Raw genomic sequence first — 26,525 nt, 5'->3', positions numbered from 1 at the left:
ATTAGAAAGCTCTATATTGAAAAGCCACGAAGCATAAATGCTACGTGGCTTTTCATATTTTGGGACTAATAAATGTTAGTCGCTACCCTTATTTTCTTTCGTTAAATGCTCTAAAATATCTTCAGCAGTGTTTGTTGGAATACCTAATTTTGTGATATCGGTAACAGTTGCTTTCTTTATTTCCTTCACTGATTTAAAGTGAGTAAGAAGCAATTTTCTCCGCTTTTCACCAATTCCTGGTATTTTATCAAGCTCTGACTGGAACAAGTTTTTGCCCCGCAACTGTCTATGGAATGTAATAGCAAAACGATGGACTTCTTCCTGTATTCTTTGGACAAGGTAGAACTCCTGCGACTGACGTTTTAACGGGATTACTGCTGGTGGGAAGCCGAACAATAATTCACTCGTTTTATGGCGGTCATCTTTCGCCAATCCGCATAACGGAATATCAAGCCCTAATTCGTTTTCCAAAACATCTAACGCTGCACTCATTTGTCCTTTTCCACCATCGACTATAATCATATCTGGCAATGGCAATCCATCCTTAAGTACCCTCGAGTATCTACGACGAACAACTTCACGCATGGTATCATAGTCATCTGGTCCTTCTACATCTTTAATCTTATACTTTCTGTATTCCTTTTTATTTGGTTTTCCATCTATAAAGACAACCATTGCAGAAACAGGATCCGTACCCTGAATATTTGAATTATCAAAGGCTTCAATGCGATGCGGTGTCTCAATGTTAAGTGTTTCCCCCAACTGTTCAACCGCCACAATGGTCCGCTCTTCATCTCTTTCTATAAGAGAGAATTTCTCTTTCAATGCGATCTCTGCATTTTTGGTCGCCAATTCCACCAATTCTTTTTTACGTCCTCTATATGGCGTATGGACATCTACTTCTAATAATTCCTTCACCAAATCATTATCAATACCAATTGGAACAAGAATCTGCTTCGGCTTTGGATGATGCTGGTGTATATAAAACCTTCCGACATAGCTGAGAAATGTATCCGCTGCATCATCAAAGAAAGGAAACACCGCGACATCACGTTCAATTAGCTTCCCCTGCCTTATGAAAAACACTTGAACACACATCCAGCCTTTGTCATAGCTAAAGCCAAAGATATCACGGTCCGCATTGTCATTAAGTGTCATTTTCTGCTGTTCCATTACTATTTCTATATGCTCAATTTGATCACGGAGCTCCATCGCACGTTCAAAGTTTAGTTGCTCACTAGCCAGCAACATTTTTCGCTTAAGATCGGCTTTAATCTTTTTATATCCTCCATGTAAAAAGGAAGAGATACTCTGCACAATTGAAAAATATTCCTGCTTAGAAGGAGGATTTTCACTACATGCTTTACACTGTCCCAAGTGATAGTATAAACAGACTCTCCCTGGTGGGTTATTACATTTTCTTAATGGATACAAGCGATCTAGTAGTTTCTTCGTTTCTCTTGCTGCAATAACATTCGGGTATGGGCCAAAATACTTTCCCTTATCTTTTTTCACTTTACGGGTTATTAATAATCGAGGATGTCTCTCAGACGTAATTTTTAGGTAAGGGTAGGATTTATCATCTTTGAGCATGACATTAAACTTAGGGTCATACTTCTTAATTAGATTCATTTCCAATATCAGAGCTTCTATCTCCGATGTAGTTACAATGTATTCAAAATCTATAATTTCCTGCACAAGTCGCTGTGTTTTCCTGTCATTAGCACCAGTAAAATAAGAACGAACGCGATTCCGTAAAAGCTTTGACTTTCCAACATAAATAACGGTACCATGTTTATCTTTCATTAAATAACAGCCCGGTTGTAATGGCAGTACAGCCAGTTTCTCTTTAATCGTCTGATTCATGTTATCCATTCCTTTTATCACTTAGAAAATCCCTTGTTACATAGGCAACAAGGGATTTTAATTTACTTTCTATTCACTATACCATTTTTACGCGTGCTTGTTAATAAGATCTACAAGCGCTTCTTTAGGTTGGAAACCGATAACTTGATCTACTACGTTACCATCTTTAAACAATAGTAGTGTAGGGATACTCATAACACCATATTTACCAGCAGTTTCCTGGTTTTCATCTACATCAAGTTTAACGATCTGTACTTTATCTTCCATTTCGCCATCGATTTCTTCGAGTACTGGTGCAATCATTTTACAAGGTCCACACCAAGGTGCCCAAAAATCAGCTAACACTAGTCCTTCAGCAGTTTCTTTAGCGAAGTTTTGATCTGTTACGTTCGTAATTGCCATTCTAATTCCTCCTTAAGTGAAGCTTTAAATCATACACCGAGTATACCATCGTTATTATTTCCTTGCGAATACTTTGCTTATACATAAGAAAAGCGCAGAGCCCTGTACTAGGTACGCCGTCTAGGACCGACCCGTCCTGTGGGTCAACGTCGGCATGACCTGGTCCTCCGGGCCGCAGTAACTGGACAGACAATAGAAAAAGCAATAGCTTTTTCTATTGCTTCATTTTCTTAATTTCTTCAATTAACAATGGAAGGATTTCGAATAAATCCCCAACAATTCCATAGTCAGCTACATTAAAGATGTTTGCTTCAGGGTCCTTATTAATGGCAACAATAACCTTAGAGTTAGACATTCCGGCAAGGTGCTGAATTGCTCCAGAAATACCTACAGCAATATACAAGTCTGGAGTAACAACCTTCCCAGTCTGGCCAATTTGTAGAGAATAATCGCAGTATTCAGCATCACATGCTCCACGCGAGGCCCCGACTGCTCCACCAAGTACTTCTGCTAGTTCATACAATGGCTTGAAGCCTTCTTCACTTTTGACACCTCTACCACCCGCAACAATTACATTCGCTTCAGAAAGATCTACTCCTTCTGCTGCTTTTCGAATAACATCTTTAATTACAGTTCGAATACCTGCAACATCTATATCTTTTGTGATAACGTCACCTTTCCGGCTTTCATCTCGTTCCAGTGCTGGTACATTGTTTGGTCTTATTGTAAAGAATGTTAACCCACTTGTTACCGTTTTCTTTTCAAATGCTTTACCAGAGTATATCGGCCTTGTAAAAACTGGAGTTCCCCCATCTAGCTCTAAATCCACCACATCTGAGACCAGACCACTCTCTAATTTACTTGCAAGCTTTGGTGTAAGATCCTTACCAACCGAGGTGTGTCCCATAACAATACCAGAAGGCGCTTCTTCTTTTATTACAGAAAGTATGGCCTGCCCATAACCTTCTGACGTATACGCTTTCAAATTATCGTGCTTTATTGTGATTACTTTATCTGCGCCATAATAGATCATTTCCTCAGCTTGGCTTCCTTGATCTGTATCACCGCATATTATGCCAACAATTTCACCTTCGGGCTGAATCTTCTTAGCTGCTGCAATCGCCTCATAGGTCACGTTTCGTAATGTACCTTCCCTTGCTTCACCAATAACTAAAAATTTATCACTCATTACGTCTTCCCCTTTCTGACTGAACGGTTTTATAGCACTTTTGCATCATTTTTAAGTAAAGATACTAGCTCTTGAACCTGATCACCAATTTCCCCTTCAAGAACTCTTCCAGCTTCTTTTTCCGGTGGCAGAAAAATCTCGACTGTTCTCGTTTTCGCTTCAAGTTCATCTTCATCAAGGTCTAAATCATCTAATTCCAGCTCATCAAGCGGTTTCTTTTTCGCTTTCATAATGCCTGGAAGTGATGGATACCTTGGTTCATTTAAACCTTGTTGGCATGTCACCAATAAAGGCAGTGTTGATTCTATGACTTCGACGTCTCCTTCTACATCTTTTTCTAAGGAAACTGTTTCATTATCAATCTTTAAGCTGGTGATCGTTGTAATATAAGGCATACCCAACAATTCAGCTAATCTCGGTCCGACCTGTCCACTCGCTTCATCAATCGCAACATTACCAGCAAGGATTAAGTCGACTTGTTTATCTTTAAAATACGCTTCAAGAATACGTGAAGTAGTATATTGATCTCCATCTTCTAAATCTTCCTCCGTATTAATTAAGACTGCTTTATCCGCTCCCATTGCCAACGCTGTACGGAGTTGTTTCTCGGATTCTTCATCTCCTACCGTTACTACTGTAACCTCTCCTCCATGCTCATCCCGTTGGTTAATTGCTTCTTCAACAGCATACTCATCATATGGATTAATAATAAATTCAGCGCCGTCATCTTCAATTTTCCCTGACGATATGTTTATCTTTTCCTCTGTATCAAACGTTCTTTTTAACAGTACGTATATATCCAATTTTGTTCCTCCTCAATTAAAAGTGGATTACTTATCTATAAAGTTTGGCTTGCGTTTTTCCAAGAATGCCTGGATACCTTCTTTAGCATCCTGGGAACCAAAAACTTCTTTAAATGCATTTGCTTCTGCCTCCAACCCTCTGTCAAAGAGTTCCGTTTTCGCATAAGGCACTAAGTTCATAATATGCTGAATGGAAGGTCTACTTTTTTCTGCAATTTTTTTTGCAAGTTTACTAGTTTCGGTAAACAATTCATCCTCTTCCACGACCCTATTGGCAAGCCCAAAATGATATGCTTCCTCCCCAGATATAGGTTCACCAGATAAAATCATTTCATATGCTTTGGCATTCCCTACATGCTGCGGTAAGCGCTGTGTTCCCGCAAAACCTGGAATGATACCAAGAGTAAGTTCAGGCAGCCCAAGCTTAGCCGTTTTTGTAACAATTCGAATATGGCATGCCATTGCCAGTTCCAATCCTCCACCAAGCGCAGCCCCATGAATCGCTGCGATAACTGGTACTGGAAAATGTTCTATTTTGTTAAAAAGCTCTTGCCCTTTTTGTGCTAGTGATTTAGAATCTGAAGAATCTTGAAAAGAAGTAAACTCTTTTATATCCGCCCCTGCTGAGAAAAACCTTCCTTCTCCTTTTAATACAATTGCTTTCACACTCTTATCAGCTTCCACTTTTTTTAGTTTTTCTTCCAATTCAAGCAGAAGTGTGCTGGAGAGCGCATTAGCAGGTGGACTTTGAATAGTTAGATAAGCTACCCCGTCCTTTACATCATAAGCTAATATAGACATCTTTCTCCCTCCTTTGTTATTTTACAGTAAGGCCATTAGTAAGTAATTGGTGAACGTCTCCAGCCTGATCTACTAGGTTGTATTTCCTTTCTTTCATTACCCAATTGGTTACCGTTTCATCCAATGTACCAAATATCATTTGTCTTACTAGCGGTAGAATTAATTCCTTTCGAAAAAGCCCATCCTCCATACCTTCCTTAATTATACTGTCAATCAAAGTCAAATACGGCTTTAAAACTTGGTTAATTTTCACCCTCAACTCAGGATTAGACTGACGGAGTTCTAGCTGCGTTACTACAGCCAAATGTGGGTTACTTGCTAATTGCTGAAAATGCATTTCAATTAATGCTAAAAGCTTTTTATTCGCATCTTCTTTTTGCTCAATGGAGTTTTCGGTTTGTTCTATGAACTGTCCCATCTTCTCTTCAAAAACAGAGACTAAAATATCCTCCTTGTTTTTAAAATATAGATAAATGGTGCCATCTGCAACCCCTGCCTTTTTGGCAATCTTTGAAACCTGTGAGGCATGATAACCATTTTCAGCTATTACTTCCACTGCTGCCTCAATAATTTGCTTATACTTTGGTTTTCGTTTATTCATCTTAATCTCCTAATCTAAACAAGAAATAATCAAATGAATGAATCATCATTCATATTTCATTTTACGATCAAAGATGATATCTGTCAACCGATATAAGTTGTCCAAACTTTTCCAACAAGAGCCATATTGGCTCATGCTTTTTGAATGTGTTCCGTTTCTTCCTCTTTCCGTTTTTCCTTTTCTTCGTTTACTAAGCTACGTCTAAGTATTTTCCCGACTGCTGTTTTCGGTAGTTCTGTCCTGAATTCATAAATTTTTGGTACTTTATATGCTGCCAAATGCTTTCTACAAAAACGATTTAATTCTTCTTCATTTAAAGTAGATCCAGTCTTAAGTACGATGTAGGCCTTAACAGTTTCTCCTCGATATGCGTCTGGAACTCCTGCCACTACCGCTTCTTGAATACCCTCATGCTCGTATAGCACTTCTTCCACTTCTCTAGGATAAATGTTGTACCCACCTGCAATAATCATATCTTTTTTACGATCAACTACATAGAAATACCCATCTTCATCCATGTATCCTAAGTCTCCAGTGAATAGCCACCCATCTTTCAGTACTTGATCTGTTTCTTCCTTGTTATTCCAGTAACCTTTCATTACTTGCGGTCCTTTTACTACAATTTCACCAATCTCACCTATTTCTGCTTCCTCATCCGTCTCCATTAGCACGACTTTACATTCTGTGTCAGGCCAAGGTACTCCAATACTTCCATTAATCCTGTTTTCCCATACAAAGTTCGCATGGGTTACAGGCGAGGTTTCTGTTAGTCCATACCCTTCCACCAATTTACCACCAGTTAATTTCTCAAATTGCTCCTGTATTTCGATAGGAAGCGGGGCGGATCCACTGATGCAGGCTTCAATTGAGGATAAATCATAGTTAGATAGATCAGGATGGTTTAGCAGACCAATATAGATGGTTGGCGCTCCTGGGAAGAGCGTGGGTTTTTGCTTATCAATTGTTTTCAATACTTCCTTTGCATCAAATTTAGGCAGTAATACCATTTTTGAGCCTACCATAATAGAGTTATTCATGACGGTTGTCATCCCATACACGTGAAAGAAGGGCAGAACTCCGAGAACAATATCCTCTTCACCTTTTGTATTGTATAACCAAGCGTCACACATTTGTACATTAGCAACTAAGTTGTAATGTGTCAGCATAACGCCTTTAGGGTATCCTGTTGTGCCACCCGTATATTGCAGTAATGCAAGATCCTCCATTGGATCAATATCCACTTTTTGGTAAGCTGTTTCCAATGCGGAAATTGCTTTTTGCCAGCTATGGGTTATCTCTGATTCTTCTACTTTCACGACCATTTTATATTGTCTTTTTTGAATAAAAGGATAAACCATATTCTTGGGAAATGGTAGGTAATCTTTGATGCCCGTGACAATTGTGTGCATAATGCTTGTTTTAGGAATAACGTTGGTAACGGTAGGAAGGAGAACATCCAAGCAAATAATGAAGCTTGCCTCTGAATCTTTTAACTGGTACTCCAGTTCTCTTTCTTTATAAAGAGGGTTAGTCTGTACAACAACTGCCCCAGCCATAAGTGTAGCGTAGTACCCAATTACCGCCTGAGGACAATTTGGTAGCATAATGGCGACCTTATCGCCTTTTTTCAGCCCTTCCTTCTGCATAAAGGATGCCATTTTTTTTGCTTCCACATATAACGCCTCAAAACTTATCTCCTTCCCCATAAAATAAAGCGCTTTCTTTTTTGCGAATCGGGAAGCACTTTCTTCAAGGAAAGCGTGCAAGGGCTTCCTGTCATACGTAATACTGGTAGGTATCTCAGAGGGGTAATGCTTTAACCATCTTTTACTCTGCCCCATTCTATATCTCCTCCTTTATTACTATACTATTTTCATTATAACGGTAAATTTCAATTTTTGAAAATTTTATGTAACTTTTATTTAAATAAATAAACGATGCCAACTATCATAAAAATAACCGCTACAACTGTTAATATTTTCGCCAGCCTGTCAAGTATCATAATAACGCTCCCCTATTCTATGCTAACCCCAATAACAAAGGCCAATCCAATGGATATCATCATGGAAATTAAACCAACAGCTTTGTTTCCCTTTCCTATTTCTTCATCAACTTTTATTGTTGGAGTGAGAAATTCAAAAATAAAATACCCAAACAATAATAACAAAAAGCCAAATGCTCCCCAGCCTATACTTTGAAGCACCGTATCATTATGCTCAATGGAAAAACGAAAAATGGTAGCTATACCAAATATTTTCCCACCGGTCGCCATTGCCACTGCTAAATTTCCCTTTTTTATCTCTTCCCAATTTCTATAAGATGTTACTGTTTCAAATATGGCTAGGAACACAAGTGTGGCTAATATAACCACACTGTACCTAGCAGCCGTTACAACAATAACATTTTCCCAAAATGTGCTCACAGCGCTTCCTCCTATTTGTCACTAACGCAATTCTATGACGGTAACTCCACTACCGCCTTCTCCCGCTTCTCCAGATCTCTGCCCCGCAATTCTCGGATGCTTTTTGACAAACTCTTTTACACCATTGCGCAGGGCACCTGTTCCTTTACCATGTATGATGGATACCTTCCCATACCCGGCAAGTAAGCTGTCATCAATATATTTTTCTAGTTTTAAAAGAGCATCTTCAAACCTTTCTCCACGTAGATCAAGTTCTGTACTAACATGATAATTAGACCCACGTATTGTAGTGAGGGGTTTTTCATATGTTTGTTTTTGCTTTCCTAATGGCTGGAGATCATCGCGCTTCATTTTGACTTTCATTATACCAACTTGTACAAGGAATTCCTTATCACTAACTTTTTCTACAATCGTTCCCTTTTGATTAAGTTTCAGAAGTTTCACTTCATCACCAGCTTTGATCTCTTTCTTGGACTGCGCCGGCGCGGAAGGCTGTTGGTCGTTTTGTTTTTGTCGTAGCTTAGGCTGTGCCTCTTCTAGCATCTTTTTCGCTTCGATCCACTCATGTTCCTTTAACTTCGTCTCTGTCTTCATTTTACGAATTTCATCTACAATTAGCTCGGCTTCCTCACGGGCCTTTGCTAATGCTCTCTCTGCCTTTTCCTCCGCTTTCTTATATAAAGCTTCTCGTTTCTGTTCATATTGGTTCCAGGCATTTCTTATGTTTTGATGTAATTCTTCACTTGCTATAAGCGTTCGATGTGCTTCTTCGTATTCTTTTTCAGCCGAAAGCTGTGAATCTTCGAGTGAGGCAATCATGTTTTCAACGCTCTTTGTATCAACACCGATCAGCCCTTTAGCCTGGTCGATCACATGATTATCCAACCCTAGTCTTTTGGAGATTTCAAAAGCATTACTGCGACCCGGAACGCCAATTAACAGACGATAAGTTGGTCGTAACGTTTGCACATTAAATTCTACTGAAGCATTCACGACATTTTCTCTGTTATAACCATAGGCCTTTAATTCAGGGTAATGAGTGGTTGCAATTACTCTTGCTCCTCTACTTATCACATCATCTAGGATGGACATCGCAAGTGCTGCTCCCTCTTGTGGATCGGTACCCGCTCCAAGTTCATCGAATAAAACTAGTGTCTTATCATCAACCTTCTTCAAGATATCTACGATGTTGGTCATATGCGATGAAAAGGTACTCAGGTTTTGCTCAATCGATTGTTCATCTCCAATATCGGCAAAAACGTGTTGGAACACAGCAAGCTCACAGCCATCCAATGCGGGAATTTGTAAACCAGATTGTGCCATGAGCGTGCATAATCCGATCATCTTCAAAGTGACTGTTTTCCCACCTGTATTGGGGCCTGTTATGACAATAGAGGTATATGACTCTCCAATTTCCACATCATTCGGGACCACTTCCTCTTTGGGGATGAGTGGATGTCTTGCTTGTTGCATTTTAATTATTCCATTATCATTCATTTTCGGCATCGAAGCCTTCATTTGTTTACCCAGTTTTGCTCTAGCAAACATTACATCGATATCTGATAATACTTCGATATTGATTAGTAATGGGGCTTCCTCTAATGCAATCTGTTCGGTGATTTCCTGAAGAATTCTTTCAATCTCTTGCTTTTCTTTTACCGATGCTTCTTGGAGCTGGTTATTAAAGTCAACGATTGCTTTAGGTTCCATAAACAATGTCTGACCTGAGGATGATTGATCATGTACAATGCCACCTATCGCTCCTCTGTACTCTTGCTTTACAGGCAGTACATAGCGATCATTACGAATGGTAATAATGGCGTCCGAAAGCATATTGCTATTAGTTCGTGTGTAATTTTCCAACCTATCCCGGACTCTGCTTTCATAGGTTCTTATAGAAGAACGGATACTGCGTAATTTCTGGGAAGCACTATCCATCACATAACCGTGATCATCAATACAGCTTTTTATTAGTTGCTCAAGTTCTCTTAATGGGGTGATCTGCTCCACAAGCTCTTCTAAGATAGGGTACGTTTCTTCCAATTTGCCAACAAAATCTTTAACTTGCCTTCCACCATAAATGGTATTTGCCACATCTAAACATTCGTCAGTCCCTAAGCTACCTCCGATTACCGAGCGTTTGATGCTTGCCCGTATGTCAGAAATACCACCAAGCGGCAGTTCTGCATTTAAACGCACAATTTGCGAAGCTTCATCCGTCTCTTTCTGGCGCTGTATGACTTCTTCCATTACAACAGATGGCTTTGTTTGAACAGCAAGACGTTTACCTAAAGATGTTGCTGCATGGTCTTTTAATTGATCTATAATCTTATCGAATTCCATTACCCGTAGGATTCGCTCATTCATAAAAGTGTTACTCCTTTTTTCTTCCTTATTTATTCCGTGAAAAATATTTCTTTAGCTCTTCAACGGACCACGTATTCATAACCGTATCTTTTTCAATCCAACCTTTTCTGGCAATGCCTACTCCATACTTCATATGCTCCAACATTTGATAGTTATGCGCATCCGTATTTATTGCGAGGTTCACCCCTGCCTCTTGGGCTTTTCTGGCCCACTCTGCAGCTATATCTAGGCGATTTGGGTTGGCGTTTATTTCTAAAGCTGTATTTGTTTCTTTTGCTTTTTTGATAAGTTGTTCCATATCTACTTGATACCCATCCCGTCTTCCGATCAACCTACCTGTAGGATGGGCAATTAAAGACACGTAGGGATTTTCAAGCGCTGTCTGTAACCTACCCATTATTTTCTCTTTCGACTGATTAAAATTGGAATGAATCGCAGCAATCACAAAATCCATTTCCTTTAAGAAGTCATCCGAGAAATCGAGCGTTCCATCTGGACGTATATCCATTTCCACTCCAGCAAAAATATGGATATCGTTATATGTTTCGTTTAGCTTTTCAATTTGTTCTCGTTGTTTCCTTAAACGATCTTCATCAAGACCATTTGCCACCCGCAGGTACTTAGAATGATCTGTAATCGCAATGTAGCGATAGTTTCTTCTTCTTGCTTCTTCTACCATTTCCTCCAGTGACTGTGCTCCATCACTTGCTGTGGTATGCATATGTAAGTCACCATGAATGTCAGTAAGCTCAAGTAAGCTATTTGAAGGGAGGAATTCCTCAACTTCTCCTGTATTTTCTCTTACTTCTGGAGGGATATATGGTAAACCAAAATGTTTAAAGAAGGCTTCTTCAGTAGGAAAGTGTAATGTCTCACCTGTTTCTTCCACGTCTACCCCATATTCATTGATCTTCTCGCCCCGAGACTTCGCAAGTTGTCGCATGGCAACATTGTGATCCTTTGACCCTGTAAAATGATGCAAGGTAGAAGCAAATTCGGACTGATCAACCAAACGAAAATCTACATTAATATCATAAATATCCTCAAGTGTCACAGATACCTTTGTATCTCCTTTTGCGATTACATCTTTAAGACTCTCTATATTTAATAATGCCTCTCTAACACGTTCAGGCTGTTCGGTCGCAATGATAAAGTCAATGTCTTTAATCGTCTCTCGCATTCGTCTTAGGCTACCAGCACGGGAGTACTGCTGGATTTCACTAACCTGGCTTAAGTATGCTTCAATTTTTTCAGCAATTGGAAGCATAATAGCAATTGGCAGACGTTCTGGACGTTTCCCCACTTCCTCTAGTGCAGAAAGAATTTTTTCTGCCGTTTTCTTCCCAAAACCAGCTAATGCCTCAACCTGTCCATTTTCACATGCTTCTTTTAGAGATGCTCCATCCCTTACCCCAAGTTCTTGATATAGCTTGGCTAATTTCTTACCACCAAGACCAGGTAAATCTAATAAAGGGATGAGTCCTTCTGGTATTTCCTTTTCTAATTGTGCAAGTGTTTCCGAATTACCTGTTTCAACGAATGCTTCTATTACCGAGCTGGTTCCCTTCCCAATCCCACTGATTTTTTGAAAGTCTTCAATAGCAGAAAGCGACCTTTCATCCTTCTCAAGGCCCTGTGCTGCTTTTCGGTATGCAGCTATCTTGAACGTATTCTCACCTTTTAATTCCATATAGATTGCAATTTTTTCAAGTAATTTAATAACATCTTTTTTATTTACACTCATTTTAATTCACCTACATTCATTAATATTCTCTTTCTAACCTTTGAGCATGGCCACTATTTTTACGCCAACTTTGCTTATTGGCCATAATTTTATACATTCCTCACGTGTAAAAAAGACTGATTCAAACTAGTTAATACCTATTGTACATGACATACAACTGTATCACTACTACTTGAACCAGTCAGTTATGGTGCATCTATTGCTTTTTCATTTATAGTTAGTTTATTCAATCAGATTAGGCCACTGTATTAAACCAAAGATCCTTTAACTTCTCTGATAAATAAGGGGTGTTTTCTAACATCCCAAGGGCAATGGAAGAGTCATTTATCCATGATTGTATGCTGGCAACTGGCGTAAGGGCCAAAATATACAGGACAATAAACAATAAAAGATAAACTTCTAAAAATCCCAGCACTGCACCAAGCAGTTTATTTACTGAATTCAAGACAGGTAAAGATGCCACAAAATCAAGCATTGAGGCAATAATTTGTAATATAACTCTGACTGCAAAAAATATGATAACAAAGGCAATGGCATTATAAAAACCACTTTCTAACGGAAGTGCTTGAAGAAAATCTGCCCAAGCTCCCTGATCTGTTAAATCGGGATAAGGTATCCACAGTTTTAGCTTCGGACCCAAATTATCATAGTAGAGAGATGCTGCTATTAGGGCCAAAACAAACCCTAATAAATGGAATAGCTGGAGTATGAACCCTCGCTTCAATCCCACGAATAAACCAAAAATTAATATAATCAGTATGATAAGATCAAACATATCTAGTTATCCTCTTTCTTTTTTAATGAACCTAATAATGCTGCATAGTCCTCTTTTAATTTTAAGTAATCATTCATTGTATTCACGGCTGTAAGTACTGCAAGCTTGGTTGTATCTAGGTGCCTGTTAGCCTCTTGGATTTCATTCATTTTTTGATCAACTAGGCTGGCAACGAGGCGAACATGACTTGCAGATTCCTCCCCAACAATCGTATATGATTTATTATGTATATCAACAGTGATCCGCGATTTATTATTTTGGGTCACGGGAATACCCTCCTGCCTGATAAAAAATTCTACATCTTATATTAACATGAAGTGAATGAATTAGGAAACCGAGATATCATGGAACAAACCCGTTTTCTTCTGTCGCTGTTTTTGCTATAGTCAATCTATCGGAAAAAGAGGAGTTGAGTAAATGCCACAGTCTGTGCATACGTTACCATATAATACAATTAAGAAAATGATGCAACATTATCATACATCTCTAACTACTACTCCACAGGGAGCGGTTTTTCGGGCAAAGACCGAACATGCGGTCATAACAGCCTACAAATCTGGAAAGGTTTTATTTCAAGGCGGAAGTCCTGAAAAAGAAGCAGGAAAATGGACAGATGCAACAGTAAACACTTCCACAAAAAAAGAGAATTCCACAGGGAAACCGCAATCCACATATGCACCACCTTCCACTTTATTTTCCCAGAGCCATATAGGAACAGATGAAGCTGGTACAGGAGATTACTTTGGCCCCATCACAGTAGCTGGCGTTTATGTAAGTGCAGACCAAATTGATACGTTGAAAAAAATGGGGGTAAAGGATTCCAAAAACCTAACCGATGCTACCATAAGGAAGCTTTCAAGGGAAATTGTAAAAATGAACATCCCCTATACGCTGATGGTGCTAGCAAATGAAAAGTACAATAAACTACAGGCCAGTGGCTGGTCACAAGGTAAAATGAAGGCTATGCTACATCACTCTGTCATTAAAAGCCTTTTAAAGAAAGTAGAAGATAAACCCCTGGAGGGTGTATTAATTGACCAGTTTTGTGAGCCAGCAATTTATAAGCGGCATATTGCTTCGGAAAAACAATTACTTGCAGAAAAGACCTATTTTATGACAAAGGCAGAAAGCTACTCCATTGCAGTTGCAGCTGGATCAATCATTGCTAGAAGTCGTTTTCTCGATGAAATAGATAGGCTATCCGAAAAACTTGGTGTTACGATACCGAAAGGAGCATCAAAAAAAGTTGACCAAGTAATCGCCAGGCTCATCACCGAACAGGGTGAAGATGCATTAAACCAATGTGCTAAGACCCATTTTGCAAATACCACAAAAGCGAAAGCCTATTTATAAGTAACTAAAAAAGAAGCCGACCAATTAATCGTATCGACTAATTGATCGGCTTCTAATATCACTATTATGATCTTACATATGCATCATATTTCTCATTTACGTGATGAAGGATGTTAGTGTAAGACTCTTCTACTTCTTCGTCTGTAAGAGTTTTATCAGGATGCTGATATACTAAGCTGTACGCGACTGATTTCTTGTTTTCCCCAATGTTTTCTCCTTGATAGACATCAAATATATCCACTTGTTTCACTAATGGAGCTCCTAATTCGACAATCGTCTGTTTCACATCACCAGCAGGAATTTGCTTATCCATGATAAAGGCAATGTCCCTTGAAATGGAAGGATACTTCGGAATTTGACTATAGGAAGGAACAGCACTATGCTCGGCAATTACTTCTTCCATATTCACATCAAATACATACGTATCTTTAAGCCCACTTTCCTTTTGTAAACTAGGGTGTACTTGGCCAATAAAGCCGACTTCTTTACCATTAATAAGTATTACAGCACTTCTTCCTGGATGCATCTGTGGTATTGTCCCTTTTTTGAAGGAGACGGGTAATTTTAGGTAGTCGAATAATCCTTCCATTATGCCTTTCACTACATAAAAATCAACCTCTTTTTTCTCCTGTTGCCAAGGATGCTCCATCCATTTTCCAGAAAGTGCACCAGAAACTCTAAGTTGCTCAGATGGTTGGCTCGTAATCATCTTTTCCTGGGAAACGAAGATTTTACCTAGCTCAAAATAAAACAGATCTGCTTGATTTCTTGCCTGGTTATAGGAAATAGTACTTAACAACTCTGGCAAAAGACTTAACCTTAAATATTTATGATCCTCACTCATCGGCATTGATAGTGCAACAGCTTGTGGATCTAATGTTTGAATTTCTGGACTGATTAGTTGGCTGATCTTCGCCGAGCTTGTTAAGGAGTATGTTATTGTCTCCATAAGTCCAGCACTTTGTAAGTAGCGTTTCACATCCCGTTTTAGCTGTTGTGTCTCTGTAAGCGCCCCAGCATGGGCTTCCCCTTCTGGCAATGTAAAAGGCAAGTTATCGTACCCATATACACGTGCAATTTCTTCGAGTAAATCTTCAAAAATGGTTATATCGCCCCTGCGAGTTGGTGCATAGACAATAAATTCTTCAAGGTCCTGTTCAAAATGGAAACGAAGCTTGCGAAATATATCAGCAATATCTTCAGCTGTTATCTCTGTTCCAAGTCGCTTATTTACTTCACTTGTCACAAGTTTAATCTTTTTCTCGGTTCGATCAATTTGGTCGAATTCAACCACATTAGCTAGGACCTTCCCACCAGCATATTGTGTTAAAAGTTGGCATGCTCTTTGACCTGCTTCTCTTACTCTATTTGGATCGATTCCTTTCTCAAAACGTGTACTTGACTCACTACGTAAACCGGTATCCTTCACTGCTTTCCTTACAGCAGACGATTCAAAATAAGCGGCTTCTAGTAATACCGTTTTAGTCTGTTCATGAACTTCTGTATCAAGGCCACCCATTACGCCGGCTAATGCAACAGGCTTGTTACCATCCGTAATAACCAGATGTTCTTCTGAAAGTGTTCTTTTCTGCTCATCAAGCGTCACAAGTGTCTCGCCATCCTTAGCACGTCGAACCACGATACTTTCTGACTGCAAGCGGTCATAATCAAATGCATGTAATGGCTGACCATACTCCAACATTACAAAGTTGGTAATGTCGACTACATTGTTAATCGGGCGAATACCCGCTGCGATTAGATGATTTTTAATCCAAAGTGGCGAATCCTTTACCTGAATATCTTTAATAACAAAAGCTCCATAATACGGATTTAAATCTTTAGCTTCGACTTCAACTTTTATATAGTCTGCAGCATCTTCATCTGTAACTTCTACTTCCTCACTTGGCAGTTGGAGTGGCTGATCCAGTAGTGCAGCAACTTCATAGGCTACCCCTAACATGGAAAGACAGTCCGCACGATTGGGTGTTAATTCAAATTCAAGTACAGCGTCGTTAAGGTTTAATAATGGTTCTACACTTTCTCCCACTGTTACATCTTCAGGAAAAACAAAAATTCCTTCAGCGAATTCTTTTGGTACATATTTTTCTTCGATCCCAAGTTCCTGTAGTGAGCAAATCATACCGTTTGATTCAACGCCACGTAATTTGACTTTCTTAATTTTAAAGTCACCTGGCAACACAGCCCCTGGCTTAGCTACCGCAACTTTCTGTCCTTGCGCGATATTCGGTGCACCACAGATAATCTGTAACGTTTCTTCTCCCGTATCAACTTGACATAGATTTAGCTTGTCTGCATTAGGATGTTTTTCACAGGATTGTACATATCCTACGACCACATTCTCACTTTTCTCCGCAATGTACTCCACACTTTCCACTTCAATACCGGACTTTGTTACTTTTTCAGCTAACTGCTCCGGACTTATCTCTCCAATATCTACATAATTCTTTAACCAATTAAGTGATACTAACATTGCCTCTACCTCCTTACGCGTTATGGTACTGTTTCAAAAATCGTTTATCATTTGTATAGAACTGTCTAATATCATTCACACCGTATTTCAGCATGGCAATTCGTTCTGGACCCATCCCAAAGGCAAAACCAGTGTATACTTTCGGATCATACCCGGCCATTTCCAACACATTTGGATGTACCATACCTGCACCGAGAATTTCAATCCAGCCTGTGCCCTTACATACAGAGCACCCTTGGCCATTACATACCTTACAAGAGATATCCATCTCAACAGATGGTTCTGTAAATGGGAAGAAGCTAGGGCGTAAACGGATTTCCCGATCTTTCCCAAACATCTTCTTCGCAAACTGATCCAATGTTCCTTTTAAATCACTCATGCGGACGTCTTTCCCTACATAAAGCCCTTCTATCTGTGTAAACTGATGGGAGTGTGTTGCGTCATCTGTATCTCTTCTGTACACTTTTCCAGGACAAATCATTTTGACCGACTGATCTCCGTCAAATTCCTTCATCGTCCTTGCCTGCACAGGAGAAGTATGTGTTCGCATTAATAATTCGTTTGTTACGTAGAATGTATCCTGCATGTCTCTTGCTGGATGGCCTTTAGGTAAATTTAATGCTTCAAAGTTATAATAGTCTGTTTCGACCTCTGGACCTTCTCTTACTTCATAACCCATCCCAATAAATAAATCTTCAATTTCTTCTACAATTTTTGTTAGAAGGTGCTCTCCCCCAACATTAACTGGACGACCTGGCAAGGTGACATCTATTGCTTCTTCCTCCAGCTGTTTTTCAAGTGCGAGCTCTTCAAGTTTTTGCCCCTTTTCTTCAAGGGCTGTCGTAATTGTTTCGCGTACCTCATTTGCTAATTCCCCAATAATTGGACGCTCTTCCTTTGATAGTTTACCCATCCCGCGTAATACACTGGTTAAAGAACCTTTTTTTCCAAGGTAGGCAACCTTAATGTCCTGTAACTCTTTTAATTCATTTGCACTCACAATCCTACCAAGTGCTTCTTGTTTAATTGTTTCCAATTGTTCCTTCATACTGTTTTACCTCCTTCTATCTTTGTAAATGCCGCATGGTTCTTTATTAAAAGATACTTCTTTTTTAACTGCTTAAACCAACAATGAGAGAAGTGACTCGTTTAAAAAAGAATACAAAAAGCCCCATCCCAGAAAAGGGACGAGGCTATAAATTCGCGGTACCACCCTAATTGACGCATTAACGTACAAAATGCATCCAGCTCTAACATGATAACGGAATGTTCCGGATCACCTTTACCTGTAGTATAAAACAGGGTCCCGGTGTCAGCTCTAGAGTGAAATAATAACAGTCGTTATGGTAAAAATGCTTTCAGTCAAGGCATTTTTTCCCTTTCCCACATGATCATGTTATCTGTCTCTTTCTTCGCTTTTCTATTAAGAATACACTTATTATATGCAATTTAAATTACTTGTGCAACATTATCCTTTAATATAGTACATTAAAATTCCAGCTGCAATGCTAACATTAAGAGATTCTGCTTCCCCGTAAATAGGAATTTTCACCACATTATCTGCTTTTTCCTGTAAAACTTGTTGTACACCAGCACCTTCATTTCCTAGAATAAGTGCTACTTTGCTATTTCTGTTGGTTTCACTAAAATTATGTGCATTTTGCAAAGCAGTAGCCCAAATGGTGTACCCATTATGCTTTAATTGCTTTATTTCTGTATCTAGGGGTGCTGCTTTGATAGGAATATGAAACAGAGATCCTTGCGTTGATCTAACCACTTTATCATTGTAGAGATCAACAGTGCCTGAACCAAGGATGATGCCACCAAATCCAGCTGCATCTGCAGTGCGAATCATCGTTCCTAAATTTCCGGGATCCTGAATAGCATCAATTAACAACAGATGATTATCTAAATCGACCATTGCTTGTTTGATTTTTACAACCGCCGCAATCCCTTGAGGAGACTTCGTTTGGGACACATGCTGAAATACTTGTTCTGTTACAAAAATAACTTGTATTTCTTCACACCATTTCGGTAGCTCAACACCCTCCTGGGCAATAACCTCCATAATAGTCCAATTACTTTTCCATGCTTCTTCTACCAAGTGGTTTCCTTCAACTAGAAAAGTTCCTGTCTCCGTTCTTTCCTTTTTCTTATGTAGCTTACGTAACGCTTTTATTTTTTCATTTTTTGCTGAGGTGATCATAGACTTTTCATCCTTCATATTAAAATTAGCTAAAACATCCGATTATTATTAATTTGCATTCGTAATCCTTGTATTAATTAAATCCATTTTTATTATCATACATATTATTTTACTTCCTGGTCAAACTATCCCTAGCTTTAATTTTTCTAAAAGAGGTGAATAGAAATGGATTTAAATTTACGGAAAGCAATACTATCAAATATCGCGACAAATGACCAATCCCAATTAGAAGCAACCATCGTGGATGCCATCCAGGATGGAGAAGAAAAAATGCTTCCGGGTTTAGGTGTGCTATTTGAATTAATTTGGAATGCATCAGATGAACAAGAAAAACAAGAAATGATCGACGCCCTTGAGCAAGGTGTTAAAAAGGCAACTGCTAGCTAAAATAAGTGCAAAAAGGGAAGTAGGTTTACGCTTTGGCGCTCAATGCTAGACAAAAAACTAAAAAAACCTGGTCATGTAAAGCAATAAATAGACCGATACTAAAATAGATGCGATTCGCATCTATTTTTTTAAAATAAAGAAAAAGACCTACGCACATCGATTCAATTTCTTGAAATTACCAATTATATTTACAAATTACGGAAATAAACAAGGCCAAATTACCCTCTTAATTATCTTGAAGTCAAAGTATTATAAGCCTTGGTATGACAATCTATTTACCTACCTTTGTGAAACCATTTGACTATATTTTTTTTATCTGATAAAAAGAATGAAGATACTTTGTCGTTATGTATTTTTACTCTAAGCATATATAATAATGATAAAGGACAAAGGAGAGGAGCAAGATAATGGATGAAACTGTAAACAATACTCCAGAGAAAAAGAAAGGAGTATCCAAAGGACTTATTGCAATCATTGTTGCCGCAGTTTTAGTGATAGGAGGTAGTGTAGCTGCTTTTATATTATTAGACAATTCGGCTAAGGCTCAGTACTTTTTAGCAGAGAAAAACTCACTTGATTACATAGGTGATAAATTTGAAGATCGATACCAACCGGAAATGGATTGGTTAGAAACATCAGAAGAAAATCCTACTGAGTCAACAGTTGAGTTATCAGCTGAATATAATGACCCAAATGGTGGGATGGGATACGGAATGGGATTGGATCCTAGCCAGATCATTAATAACTCTACTATCACCTTAACAACTGCTGCTGACATGGAAGAAAAACAAATATCCACAGAACTAGCTGCATCATTCGGGGGAATGGAGATAGATGGGGTTCAATTCCATGTTACAGCAGAGAAGATTCTTCTAGGCCTACCATTCATCGATGAAATATTACAACTAAAAGATGAAGACCTTGGACCTTTATTAAAAGAAGTAGACCCGGAAACCTTCACAGGTGAGGAATCTATGAATCTAGAACAATTATTTGAAGGAACAAACTCGGAAGATCTAGAGTACTTTAAAGAAGAATATGGAAAGATGATTTTTGAAGAGCTACCTGAAGATGCATTTGAACAAACGGAAGAATCTATTAAAGTCCAAGATCACTCTTTAGACACAGAAAAAATTAGTCTACATCTTTCTGAAGAACAGGTTAAAGACATTATCGTTAAAACATTAGAGAAAATGAAAGACGATGAAAAACTAAAGGAAATGATTCGTGAGCAAATGGCTTTACAACAGTTTGGTGGTACAGCAATGTCGCCTGATGCTGACCAATTTATCGCCGATTTTGAAGCTGGTTTAGAAGAAGGAATTGATGAAATAGATAAAGTAAGCATCCCAGATGGACTAAATTCTACAATTTGGGTCACAGATGATTTAATTGCCCAGCGAGATTTCTCTGTTAAATTAGGTTCAACAGAAAATGAGGATACCGTTACCTTGGCTGTAAAAGGCACACAACTTCTTGAAGATGCAAAACAATCATTTAATTATGATTTCAGTTATGACGATGGGTATACAGAAGGTACGATGAACTTAACAGGAGACCTATCCTGGAAAGATAATCAAGCAACGGATACACTTGCGTTAACTTTCGCTGATACGGTTCTTTCTTACACTGGTGAAGAAACACTTGATGGTACAGCACGTGAGTTTGAGCGGACATTCTCGTTCGAAGATCCAATGAATGGTGAAGGAAGCTTAATTTGGTCTGGAAATGCAAATTATGAAGGTGATCAAATGACTTCTGAACATTCCTTCTCTGTGAACACGCCAGATATGAGTCAAGACATGTTCTCCTTACACGCTGCTGTTGAAGGGAAAACAATTGATAGTGTCGAGCTACCAAACGAGGACAACGTGAAAGATATAGGAAGTATGAGCATGGATGAATTGTCACAATACTTCAATACTGAGGTAACACCACAATTCCAGCAATGGGTTTCAAACCTTCTTTACGGAGGAGCAGGCTTTTAATCTTTAAAGAAATGGAAGTGCTAGAATGCATTTCATGAGGAATGTAAGATTATTTGTTAAAAATAATGTATTACAGTTTAGGAGGAAGTGGCTCTCACTTCCTCTTCTTTTGCTTTTTCCGATCTTATTAACTGGTCTTGTGCTATTTATTATACTTCAGTTTTTTATTAACGATGAGCATGCCCCTGTTCAAGTCGGGATCGTTGATCAAGACCAATCGGAAGAAACACAACTTGTGAGTCAATTAATTGAAGAGACCCCGCTGAGCTCTTTCCTCGAACTTAGAGGAATGGAAGAACAGCAGGCGATTGAACGAATAGAAGATGACAGCTTGAGTGCTTATATAATCATCCCAAAAGAGTTTACAGAAGACCTATATCAAGGTCGATCAGTAGAGTTCCCAATTGTAGGTAATCCAACACAACCGGCACAGAGCCAATTAGTAAGAGAGTTAATTGAAAGCGTGACACGACACATACGTGCTTCACAGGCTAATATCCTGACCATTAATTATTATGCGAAGCAGTTAGACATGGATAGTCAAACAAGAAGCGATCTATTATTTGAACAATTCAAGGAATACTTTTTCTATACAATTGGAAAAGACAGAATAGTAAATGAAAGTGAAATTAGCAATGCGGCTACATCTAACCCACTGAATTATTATAGCTTGTCTTTTTGGTTTACTTTTGTAACATTATGGCTTTTTGTTATATATAACTTCTTATCTAAGGAAGACACTGTGCGACTTAAGCAGCGGATGAAATTATATGGTGTTACCGAGTTACAGCAAACCTTAGCCAAAATGAGCGTTACACTTATGGTAGCTACGTTATTTTCCGCAATTGCCCTTTTTCTTTTTCATTCATTATTTGATTGGGATATGACGATCAAAGACTATGGACGAGTCTTACTGCTTAGCTTGCTTTATAGTACTCAATTTCTCTTTGCTCTCGGGATGGTAGAAATAATAATTTTCTCGCAAAAATTACGATTGTTACTTCAAAGTATAGTAAGCGGTGTGTACCTTTTAATAAGTGGTGCACTTATCCCGACGATTTACTTTCCAGTCTTTTTCCAAAAATTTATAGATTATGTTCCCTCAGTGGAGGCACTCCATTGGGTGCAAGAAATTGTTTTAAATAACAGAGTATTTGTTGACTATATTCCACTCTTGCTTCTAACGATGGCTACTACTCTTATTTTTATAGGGACAGCTATAGGAAAGGAGCGAATTCAGGAATGAAAGCAATTCTTCAAACACGCTTCATCCATTTAAAAAAGCATTGGGGATCGCTTCTTTTTTGGCTCCTATTTCCTATTATTGCTACTCTGGCCATTATGGGATTAACGAATTCCCTACAACAAGACAGCAAGGTACCGGTAGGAATTGTCTTAGAAGAGACCACCCCTATGGCATTGGACTTGGTTGATTCTATCAAACAAACACCCATCATTCGAGTTGAACAACTATCTGAAGATGAAGCTTTAACTCAGCTGGAACAGCACCAGCTTGATAGTGTATTTATCATACGGGAAGGCTATGAGGAACAAATAAAAAAAGGAAATAGAAATCGTCTGATCAAGAGCTATCGTTCAGACCTATCCTTTGCTTACTCTCCTATTGCGGAAATGGTGATGTCCTACGTACAGCAGGATACCGGTAGAACGAAAGCAGTGCTCACTATTCAGGAACTTAGTGAACAATATCCTAATACAGGACAAATTTGGACATGGGAAGAAATCGTGGACAAAAGTAAGGAAGTAGAAGCAGAAGAAAACTTACTACAGACTTCTTTTACGTTTTTAAATGCCAACACAAAAGAGGATGAAAACCGATTTGTTTTATTTAATCCCTGGGGATTATGGGCCATTTTTTCAATCCTTTCGACCTTTATGGTAATGGATTGGATTATACGGGAACGACGCAAGAGCTTATCGCCACGTTTTTTCTTTATGCGAATAGCACTTAACTCTTATCTACTGCGAAATGCTATGTTATATCTGCTGTTATTTATCATTGTAGACATCATAACAATTGCAGTATTTTACAAATTCTTAGGAGAAGCTGTAACGCTGGCATTAACCTTAGCTGTCCTCTCCTTTCGACTTACCGTTTTAATGGGAGCATTCATACTTGCCATATGGATTAATAAATTACCTGTCTATTATGGTTTCTCGTTTGTGCTCACACTTTTAATTGCCATTGTAAGTGGTGCCATTCTTCCGACCGAAGGATTAATAAGTCGCTATCCATGGCTTCAATTAGGAAATCCACTAGCATCCTTTCTTTCTAAAGAAATTGGATATGGATGGAACATAGTATTTGTTATCTTAATTGCAATATGGTTTGTACGAAAGGAGAAGAGAAATGTTAAAGGTGCATAACCTATCAAAAAATTACGGAGCGCGAAAAGTATTACGAGATATTAGTTTCATCGTTAACCCAGGAGAAGTCATCGGATTGGTTGGGGAAAATGGTGCGGGGAAATCTACTCTGCTTCAGATCCTTGCCACCTTACAAAAACCAACTAATGGTAGCCTATCACTGTATGAAAGAAATTTTGAAGATAAAAAGAATCTCCGAAAACAGATTGGGTTTGTCCCCCAAGAAATAGCCTTATGGGATGAATTTACCGTAGAGGAAAATATGGTGTTTTTTGAAAAGCTGGCCTGGACCAATAGAACTAAAACCCAGCTAAAACAACTTTGTTTGGATATGAAGCTTGATAGATGGAAGGACCCTGTTAAGTCCTTGTCTGGTGGGATGAAGCGTAAATTAAACATTGCAATCAGTCTAATTCATGATCCGGATCTACTGTTGCTTGACGAGCCTACAGTAGGTATAGACCTTAAATCGCGCAAAGAGATCGGCAACTATCTAAAACGATTAGCTATGGATGAAGGCAAAATCATCGTTTATACTTCCCATGATATGGATGAAATTATCTCATTATGTGATCGAATTATCTGTATCGGTGAAGATCCTTTTTATAAAAACCTACTTGAAGAAGCAGGTAAGTCTATTATTCCAGTTTAAATTTATATTGCATAATAGATAGATTATAGTAAAATAATCCTGTAAGCTATTTTAAAAGAGAAAGGGGGCAGTTACTATGGAGATAAGAGAGTTACAACAAATGATTCAATATCAGGCAATGGCTACGTTGACTTCATCTTCTGGCTCAAGTCCTTACTCTAATGGTTCCCCCATGATGGAATTAGCATTTAAACAAATGCTACAGGAAAGAATAAACCAGGCAACAACTCAGAGTGCTGATTTAAATAAAAATGTTTCAAATATGAATACTCTTTATACTGCAATACAATCCAGCCCGTCACCGTCTTTCACAACAGAGGCAACTGGTGCTGCTACACAGTATAATACATATGTACAAGAAGCAGCGACGAAGTATGGCTTGGATGAAAAACTTATACATGCGGTTATTAAAAATGAATCCAATTATAACCAAAACGCACGTAGTACCGCTGGTGCCCAAGGTCTCATGCAACTGATGCCAGCTACAGCTAAAGGGCTTGGAGTAACAAATCCATTTGACGCCCAGCAAAATATAGAAGGCGGAGCAAAATACTTAAGTCAGATGCTTAGTCGATATAACGGAAATATGGAATTGGCACTTGCTGCCTATAATGCTGGTCCAGGTAATGTTGACAAACATCAAGGAATCCCACCATTTAAAGAAACACAAAATTATGTAACAAATGTTATGAACAGCTACTTTGCATAGTTTCATAAAGTGAAACTACAATCAGTGGGGGGTTCTTTCTTCCCCCACTGATTGTTAGTTGAACGAATCGGGGTGTTAGCGACCGTTTACTCCCACTAAAAACTAAAGGTTTAACTTTATGTTTTAAAGTGGGAGTCTTACGGATGTTTGCACCGCGGCAAAAAAATGTGGACATATAAACGCCGAACGTTACGGGAACTCTTTTAGAATTCCTATTTCGTTCGGCGTTTCTTTATTCTATACTCTTTAGTCTATGCAAGGTATTTCCGTATCCCTGCTTAACTTAGTACAATGTCTTTTACTGTATCTGCGTCCAGTTTTTTAATGGTTTCTACAATGATTTTAACAGCATTTTCAAAATCATCACGATGCAAAATTGCTGCATGAGAATGAATATAGCGCGTAGCTACCGTGATAGATAATGAAGGTACACCATTTGCAGTTAAGTGAATGGAACCTGAGTCCGTACCACCAGCCGCGATAGAGGTATACTGATAAGGGATGTTGTTCTCGTCAGCTGTCGCTAAAACAAGATCTCTCACTCCTTTGTGAGATATCATAGAAGCATCATATAAAACAATCTGTGGGCCTTCTCCTAGCTTACTGTCAGCGTCTTTGTCTGATACACCTGGCATATCTCCAGCAATTCCTACATCAACACCAAAACCAATATCTGGCTTTATTGTATGTGCAGCTGTCTTAGCACCACGCAGTCCGACTTCCTCTTGAACAGTTCCCACTCCATATACAACGTTAGGATGTTCTGTATCTTTTAACTGTTTTAACACTTCAATTACGATAGCACATCCGATACGATTATCCCATGCTTTTGCCATTAGCAATTTCTCGTTATTCATTTGGGTAAACTCAAAATAAGGGACAATGGAATCTCCAGGTTTTACACCAAATTCTTTTGCCTCTTCCTTACTTGAAGCACCAATATCAATAAACATATCTTTGATATCTACAGGTTTCTTACGTGCTTCTGCAGAGAGAATATGTGGTGGTTTTGAACCAATTACACCAGTTACATCTCCTTTAGTTCCCATTATCGTTACACGTTGTGCGAGCATAACTTGGTTCCACCATCCGCCAATGGTTTGAAAATAAACGAAGCCTTTCTCATCGATTCGTGTTACCATAAAGCCAATCTCATCCAAATGACCTGCAACCATAATGCTTGGTCCATTTTCATCGCCAGTTTTTTTAGCAATTAACCCCCCCAGATTATCGGTATAAACCTCATCTGCATATGGAGAGATATATTTTTGCATTACCTCTCTTGCTTCTTTTTCATTACCTGAAATACCTTTAGCGTCAGTTAAATCTTTCAGCATCGTTAATGTTTCATCTAATTTTGCCATATATGTACAAGTACCTC

23 protein-coding genes are annotated in these 26,525 nt (G+C 38.7%); 7 read left to right on the top strand and 16 right to left on the bottom strand.

Annotation, left to right across the window (positions count from 1 at the left end):
* Positions 1–75 precede the first annotated feature (75 nt).
* From uvrC to zapA, 12 genes are all read right to left on the bottom strand, one after another.
* Positions 76–1,866 (bottom strand): excinuclease ABC subunit UvrC, encoded by a 1,791-nt coding sequence (gene uvrC, locus BN988_RS00655; protein WP_036576215.1) that lies wholly within the window; start codon positions 1,864–1,866, stop codon positions 76–78.
* An 87-nt stretch (positions 1,867–1,953) separates the two neighbouring features.
* Positions 1,954–2,268: a thioredoxin gene (gene trxA, locus BN988_RS00650; RefSeq protein WP_036572212.1), complete on the bottom strand. Its 315-nt coding sequence runs from the start codon at positions 2,266–2,268 to the stop codon at positions 1,954–1,956.
* A 214-nt stretch (positions 2,269–2,482) separates the two neighbouring features.
* The gene (locus BN988_RS00645) at positions 2,483–3,457 is read right to left on the bottom strand and encodes an electron transfer flavoprotein subunit alpha/FixB family protein (RefSeq protein ID WP_036572210.1); all 975 of its coding nucleotides are present in this window, start codon (positions 3,455–3,457) and stop codon (positions 2,483–2,485) included.
* A 29-nt stretch (positions 3,458–3,486) separates the two neighbouring features.
* On the bottom strand, positions 3,487–4,260 hold the full coding sequence (locus BN988_RS00640; RefSeq protein ID WP_036572208.1) for an electron transfer flavoprotein subunit beta/FixA family protein: 774 nt from the start codon (positions 4,258–4,260) through the stop codon (positions 3,487–3,489).
* Between the two features lie 27 nt (positions 4,261–4,287).
* Entirely contained in the window at positions 4,288–5,061 is a 774-nt protein-coding gene (locus BN988_RS00635; protein ID WP_036572206.1) for an enoyl-CoA hydratase, read from the bottom strand.
* Positions 5,062–5,077: 16 nt separating this feature from the next.
* Positions 5,078–5,662, bottom strand: coding sequence for a TetR/AcrR family transcriptional regulator (locus BN988_RS00630; protein WP_036572204.1), 585 nt, complete (start codon positions 5,660–5,662; stop codon positions 5,078–5,080).
* Between the two features lie 131 nt (positions 5,663–5,793).
* Positions 5,794–7,503 (bottom strand): long-chain-fatty-acid--CoA ligase, encoded by a 1,710-nt coding sequence (locus BN988_RS00625; RefSeq protein WP_036572202.1) that lies wholly within the window; start codon positions 7,501–7,503, stop codon positions 5,794–5,796.
* A gap of 173 nt (positions 7,504–7,676) precedes the next feature.
* Entirely contained in the window at positions 7,677–8,084 is a 408-nt protein-coding gene (locus tag BN988_RS00620; protein WP_036572201.1) for a DUF350 domain-containing protein, read from the bottom strand.
* A gap of 21 nt (positions 8,085–8,105) precedes the next feature.
* Positions 8,106–10,451 (bottom strand): endonuclease MutS2, encoded by a 2,346-nt coding sequence (locus BN988_RS00615; protein WP_036572199.1) that lies wholly within the window; start codon positions 10,449–10,451, stop codon positions 8,106–8,108.
* A gap of 25 nt (positions 10,452–10,476) precedes the next feature.
* Positions 10,477–12,195 (bottom strand): DNA polymerase/3'-5' exonuclease PolX, encoded by a 1,719-nt coding sequence (polX, locus tag BN988_RS00610; protein WP_036572198.1) that lies wholly within the window; start codon positions 12,193–12,195, stop codon positions 10,477–10,479.
* 235 nt (positions 12,196–12,430) lie between these two features.
* The gene (locus BN988_RS00605) at positions 12,431–12,970 is read right to left on the bottom strand and encodes a CvpA family protein (RefSeq protein ID WP_036572197.1); all 540 of its coding nucleotides are present in this window, start codon (positions 12,968–12,970) and stop codon (positions 12,431–12,433) included.
* A gap of 2 nt (positions 12,971–12,972) precedes the next feature.
* The gene (gene zapA, locus BN988_RS00600) at positions 12,973–13,236 is read right to left on the bottom strand and encodes a cell division protein ZapA (protein WP_036572195.1); all 264 of its coding nucleotides are present in this window, start codon (positions 13,234–13,236) and stop codon (positions 12,973–12,975) included.
* 151 nt (positions 13,237–13,387) lie between these two features.
* Between zapA and rnhC the strand changes: the two genes are divergently transcribed.
* Complete coding sequence (gene rnhC, locus BN988_RS00595) at positions 13,388–14,323, top strand: ribonuclease HIII (RefSeq protein ID WP_051557592.1); 936 nt, start codon at positions 13,388–13,390, stop codon at positions 14,321–14,323.
* A 64-nt stretch (positions 14,324–14,387) separates the two neighbouring features.
* Here rnhC and pheT read toward each other — a convergent pair whose 3' ends face one another.
* From pheT to BN988_RS00580, 3 genes are all read right to left on the bottom strand, one after another.
* Complete coding sequence (gene pheT / locus BN988_RS00590; protein WP_036572193.1) at positions 14,388–16,814, bottom strand: phenylalanine--tRNA ligase subunit beta; 2,427 nt, start codon at positions 16,812–16,814, stop codon at positions 14,388–14,390.
* A gap of 13 nt (positions 16,815–16,827) precedes the next feature.
* The gene (gene pheS, locus BN988_RS00585) at positions 16,828–17,862 is read right to left on the bottom strand and encodes a phenylalanine--tRNA ligase subunit alpha (RefSeq protein WP_036572191.1); all 1,035 of its coding nucleotides are present in this window, start codon (positions 17,860–17,862) and stop codon (positions 16,828–16,830) included.
* Positions 17,863–18,282: 420 nt separating this feature from the next.
* Entirely contained in the window at positions 18,283–19,020 is a 738-nt protein-coding gene (locus tag BN988_RS00580; protein WP_036572189.1) for a TrmH family RNA methyltransferase, read from the bottom strand.
* A gap of 165 nt (positions 19,021–19,185) precedes the next feature.
* Here BN988_RS00580 and sspI point away from each other — a divergent pair, with 165 nt between their 5' ends.
* The 6 genes from sspI (at position 19,186) to BN988_RS00550 (ending at position 25,144) form a co-directional block, all read left to right on the top strand.
* Entirely contained in the window at positions 19,186–19,407 is a 222-nt protein-coding gene (gene sspI / locus BN988_RS00575; protein ID WP_036572188.1) for a small acid-soluble spore protein SspI, read from the top strand.
* Between the two features lie 407 nt (positions 19,408–19,814).
* Complete coding sequence (locus BN988_RS00570) at positions 19,815–21,395, top strand: DUF6583 family protein (protein ID WP_036572186.1); 1,581 nt, start codon at positions 19,815–19,817, stop codon at positions 21,393–21,395.
* Positions 21,396–21,429: 34 nt separating this feature from the next.
* Positions 21,430–22,641, top strand: coding sequence for an ABC transporter permease (locus tag BN988_RS00565; protein ID WP_187120228.1), 1,212 nt, complete (start codon positions 21,430–21,432; stop codon positions 22,639–22,641).
* Complete coding sequence (locus BN988_RS00560; protein WP_036572184.1) at positions 22,638–23,783, top strand: ABC transporter permease; 1,146 nt, start codon at positions 22,638–22,640, stop codon at positions 23,781–23,783. The genes BN988_RS00565 and BN988_RS00560 overlap by 4 nt, the downstream gene beginning before the upstream one ends.
* Entirely contained in the window at positions 23,767–24,435 is a 669-nt protein-coding gene (locus tag BN988_RS00555; protein WP_036572183.1) for an ABC transporter ATP-binding protein, read from the top strand. The genes BN988_RS00560 and BN988_RS00555 overlap by 17 nt, the downstream gene beginning before the upstream one ends.
* A gap of 76 nt (positions 24,436–24,511) precedes the next feature.
* Positions 24,512–25,144, top strand: coding sequence for a lytic transglycosylase domain-containing protein (locus BN988_RS00550; protein WP_036572182.1), 633 nt, complete (start codon positions 24,512–24,514; stop codon positions 25,142–25,144).
* A gap of 278 nt (positions 25,145–25,422) precedes the next feature.
* On the opposite strand, the gene BN988_RS00545 is transcribed toward BN988_RS00550, so the two are convergent.
* Positions 25,423–26,508 (bottom strand): M42 family metallopeptidase, encoded by a 1,086-nt coding sequence (locus tag BN988_RS00545; protein ID WP_036572181.1) that lies wholly within the window; start codon positions 26,506–26,508, stop codon positions 25,423–25,425.
* Between the last annotated feature and the right edge of the window lie 17 nt (positions 26,509–26,525).

Source organism: Oceanobacillus picturae, assembly GCF_000612865.1.
GTDB classification, from domain to species: Bacteria; Bacillota; Bacilli; order Bacillales; family Amphibacillaceae; genus Oceanobacillus_B; species Oceanobacillus_B jordanicus.
This window is presented reverse-complemented; position numbering and strand designations above follow the sequence as displayed.